This is a genomic window from Serratia sp. 506_PEND (assembly GCF_001076875.1).
Lineage (GTDB): Bacteria > Pseudomonadota > Gammaproteobacteria > Enterobacterales > Enterobacteriaceae > Serratia > Serratia marcescens.
In genome coordinates this window covers 1-4015 of sequence record NZ_JVEL01000561.1, presented here as the reverse complement: position 1 = coordinate 4015, position 4015 = coordinate 1, and the positions used below count along the sequence as shown (strand labels likewise).

Annotated in this window: 6 protein-coding genes; 5 read left to right on the top strand and 1 reads right to left on the bottom strand. The window is 47.6% G+C overall.

The features are described 5' to 3' along the window. Nucleotides 1–181 precede the first annotated feature (181 nt). The 5 genes from ADK28_RS25020 to ADK28_RS25000 all read left to right on the top strand — a co-directional run bounded on the left by ADK28_RS25020 (nucleotide 182) and on the right by ADK28_RS25000 (nucleotide 3492). Nucleotides 182–487, top strand: coding sequence for a Dabb family protein (locus ADK28_RS25020; RefSeq protein WP_204375384.1), 306 nt, complete (start codon nucleotides 182–184; stop codon nucleotides 485–487). A gap of 44 nt (nucleotides 488–531) precedes the next feature. Then, nucleotides 532–795, top strand: coding sequence for a hypothetical protein (locus tag ADK28_RS25015; RefSeq protein WP_115181163.1), 264 nt, complete (start codon nucleotides 532–534; stop codon nucleotides 793–795). Beyond that, on the top strand, nucleotides 785–1426 hold the full coding sequence (locus ADK28_RS25010; protein ID WP_048796946.1) for a hypothetical protein: 642 nt from the start codon (nucleotides 785–787) through the stop codon (nucleotides 1424–1426). The genes ADK28_RS25015 and ADK28_RS25010 overlap by 11 nt, the downstream gene beginning before the upstream one ends. A 319-nt stretch (nucleotides 1427–1745) precedes the next feature. Next, nucleotides 1746–2699 (top strand): hypothetical protein, encoded by a 954-nt coding sequence (locus ADK28_RS31870; RefSeq protein WP_115591149.1) that lies wholly within the window; start codon nucleotides 1746–1748, stop codon nucleotides 2697–2699. A 109-nt stretch (nucleotides 2700–2808) separates the two neighbouring features. Then, nucleotides 2809–3492 (top strand): DUF2913 family protein, encoded by a 684-nt coding sequence (locus ADK28_RS25000; protein WP_075202147.1) that lies wholly within the window; start codon nucleotides 2809–2811, stop codon nucleotides 3490–3492. 52 nt (nucleotides 3493–3544) lie between these two features. Here the strand turns inward: ADK28_RS25000 and ADK28_RS30655 are convergent, their stop codons facing one another. Then, nucleotides 3545–3904 carry a plasmid partitioning/stability family protein gene (locus tag ADK28_RS30655; RefSeq protein ID WP_075202146.1) on the bottom strand — a complete coding sequence of 120 codons (360 nt, stop codon included), beginning with the start codon at nucleotides 3902–3904 and terminating at the stop codon, nucleotides 3545–3547. Between the last annotated feature and the right edge of the window lie 111 nt (nucleotides 3905–4015).

Below are 4015 nucleotides of genomic sequence, written 5' to 3'. Positions count from 1 at the left end.
GTATGCATACTGAAAACGAAATTGCTGCAGGTCGCCTGAAGTTAAAGCTGAATGCCGATAACTGTCTGACCGTTCCACAGACGACTGAGTGACAACGAAAATAAATATTAATCGGGAGTTTGTATAAGCTTCCGGTTAAGACCATTACATCTGCCATACACTAATTGTCGCAACAGGAGTCATGATGATTCGCCATATTTTATTTATTACGTTTACTGATAGTGCACTACCGGAACACATACTGGCTGTCAGAACTACATTTCTGCAGATCCCCGATCGGATTGAAGGGGTTACAAGTGTGGAATGGGGCGTAAACGACAGTCCGGAAGGTAAAAATGCAGGCCATACACACTGCGTGCTCATGACGTTTGCGGATGAAGTAGCTCGCCAGCGTTATCTGCCGCATCCTGCGCATGAGGATCTGAAAGCGATATTTCGACCGATTCTGCAGGACATCATCGTGCTGGATTATACCCTGGCTCCCTGATTTATTTTTTTCTGTAGATTGATAACCCGATGGATTTGAGTGAAATGACACAGACGATGACGGATGACGCAAAACGTATTATGGCCGCATTCAGAGAAGCACCGGTCATGACGTTACAGGCAGTCACCACCATGACAGGCCTGAGTGAGCACACCACGCGATTTATTCTGGAGCAGTTGCGGCAGACCGGGTGGGTTCTTGACAGGCATGAGCGCTGGAGTCTTGCTGAGGGGGATAACATCCCCGCTTTTAATGACGCAGAAAGCGGTGCGCTGTATACGCCGGTTCGGAGGGGAAATGAGCGGTAATAAAACACAGCCCGACAATCATTTTTCTCTCTGGACGGTGAAGGATTTATCTTTTCTGGAAAATAACTACGGCACGATGTCCGTGGCAGAACTTGCTATCATTCTGAAACGTACCCCGGGTGCGGTGGGACTGATGGCTGATAAACTGTGCTGTCGCGGTAAGAGAAACCGCCCCTGGCGCGAAGCAGAAATGGAGATTATCCGTCATCACTATTCGCAGGGTATGGAGGCTGAAGCACTGACCCGACTGCTGCCGGGCAGAAGTGTCACGGCTATATTTTCACGGGCCATTATTTTAGGCGTGCAGAGTGGGCGCTTCTGGCGTGAAGATGAGCTTCGTATTCTGAAAGCACAATACCCGGAGGTCGGTACTGAAGTCATGCACCAGCTTCCAGGCAGGAATGAGGTTGCCGTCAGGGTGATGGCGAGAAGGCTGGGCCTGAAGAAATCCCGTGAGAGTAAAATCGGATTTCGTCCCTGGAGTGATGAGGAATGGACGTTGCTGGAGAAAAATATGCATCTCAGTGTTGCGGAGCAACAGGCCACGCTGTTCCCCGACAGGACCAATCGGGCGGTAGAAAAAGCGCGTGGGCGTCTTATCCGCAAAAAAGCAAACATGGGGAACTGTTGACAATATTATCGCTCGTCAGTCCTTGTGGGCTGCCGGATTTTGTAATCTTTCCTGGGGACGATATTGCAACTATCTCGGTATGGTTCCGGAAGCATAAGTTGTGAAATTACGCGTCCGGGAGAATGTGACGTCATCCATCTCAATAATCGTTTTATTACTATTCAGTAACCGGAGAGGCTGATGGGATTTATTGCAGGGAAATAAAGTGGGCCTATAACGCATGACGGAGTAAATATGTGGTTTTGTGGTTGTATTAATTTATAATCGTTTACAATGATAGGGTGTATTTTTTCTGTAAAATATATTAATGGAAGCATTAATGCTAAAGAAACTATTTTTAATATGTATTTTATGGGTTATGTTGTATGGGGGAGGATACGCTCGTGAGATTGTACCCTACCGAGGAATATCTTCGGGTGCGTATGTTGCAGAACGAGATCGGTATGGGCATTTCATTGCAAAAGAAACCTCCAGATTGTATTTAATGCGTTCGGATGAATGCTCTGGTCCTGTATATCAATGCCGGGGTATTATGGTTTCTGCATTTGAAACCGATAATGATTACTGGATGCAGCCTTATCCATCGCTCAGTAAAATATCGTTGTCTTACTGGGCAAAAAGTACGACGGGTAAAACCCGGTATAATGCGGCCTGGATGGGGGCAGGGTTCATGCTCTGGCCGTCCGGGGTGATTGACAGACTTTCTGGTGGGCATGTGTTTCAACCGGAATATACCTGTGTCTTTGCGACTGAGGCTCTGACTGGCGAACATCTGCATAATGGCTGTGGCGGTTTTGGCGTGCATTCCTGGCCTAAATGTCAGACGCTGGGAATTGAGAGTTTGCGCCAGTACACCGAACATTTTGGTCGTGTCCGGTTAAATGCATGCGGTTTTGCTCTGGGAATAACACCAGAGAGTGATCGGAGGGCTTTTGACATTGCGCTGACATTACAATTGAGTGAAGTTCGCATTTATGGCGGAACATTCTATAATGAAGTGCTGATAAAAGGATGGCGTGATTACAGTCCCGAAAAAATCCCGCTGTTGGGATTTTATTATGTCAAGGGGCACGGCAGCTTACAACCGCATGGTTATCTGAGAATAGTGAAAAATAATCAGGTGGACTTCTATAAAAAGACAGGTATATATGTTCCCATAATCAGAGTTACAGGTACTGACTGGGAAAATGTCAGATTTGAATACAAGATTGCAGACCAGTCTACGGATATTCCTGAAAAGGTAAGGGTGAATGCTGATATGTCGATAAACTAAGGAATGAGGTTTATCATACAGCATTTAATAATGACCTGAGTGTTTTTTAATCATTATCACAGTATTGAGCATTATGGTTTTGCCCATATAACAATGATCGGAGTACCGTTTGACTGTTACTACCCTGAAACGCCCGACAGAAGATCTTGCTCACCTGGCATGGTGCATCCTGGTGGCCGTTGGCTTTGCCAGACAGGAAGGCAGAGCGCTTTCAGGGCTACAGACACATATGTTCATCATGCAGTGGTTGTTGGCAGCGCAGAAGCGTAAACTTTTTTCCCGAACGTTAGCATCGGACATCATCTGGCTGCAGGAGCAGGGTAAGCGTTACGGAGTATCAGCGAGGCTTTACAGCAAAGTGGAGTATATCTGGCTCGCCAGCTCTGGCGAGCTCACGCAGCAGAGCACGCTTTTTCGCTTTACGTACATGATTGACATGCTTCGGACAATGGGCTGGGTAGACTGGCTGTTGTCAGCAAAAGAATGGGAAGAAAAAGCTAAACTGGCAGGTAATATCTGTGCGATCTACACGCCAAAAGACGAGCTGAATCAGGTGTTCACCGACAGGGGCGAACTCATCAAGCCGATGGAGTTACGACTTACCGGCGATATCAGCGGCATTCCTGCACTGCTGGTTCAATGTAATCTGAGCGCTGAACGCTTGCCTGATGACGAGGGATTTTTCGTTTATCGGCTGTTACCTGAACCATTCTGTGAGCATAAGTGGCTCATGCCAAACGAGATTTCTGATGAAAAAAAGAATATAGCGATAAAAGGACGCCCGGCCACATAGGCTGAGCGTCCTGGATTATTTTTTTGCTTCCATTTGGTGATGAAATAATATTTCACTCTGGCAGGGAGCCCGCCAGATTCTTTGCCGAAACACTGCTGGAGGGCTGTTCCGTTACCTCTGATGTTGGTACTGTGGCTGCTACCGATGCAGGCTGACGCGATCCCGGCTGAATGTTCAGAAAAGAGACCAGCATAGTGCGCAGTGTTTCCGTGCTCGTGTTGTCTGCCAGCAATGCTGCCAGTACTGACGGCAACCGGTTGTCAATCTCGCCTAGCGCTATACCGGCCAGTAAAGCCGTTCGTGACAGCTCACCGCGATCGCCCCGGTGATGCTCCTCTATCCTTGCATCCGCAAAACGTTCGCTGGCATGCGTTTCAGGGCGAAGGTAAATCAGTATTTTTCTTCGGCTCATTAGACATCCTTATTAACCCAATGCTTTCAGGCCATGTACCAGTGCGAACTGCGGATCCTGAGCCACAAAGAAACGACCTTCGCGCAGGTTAACGTGAGTACGAATGGCATC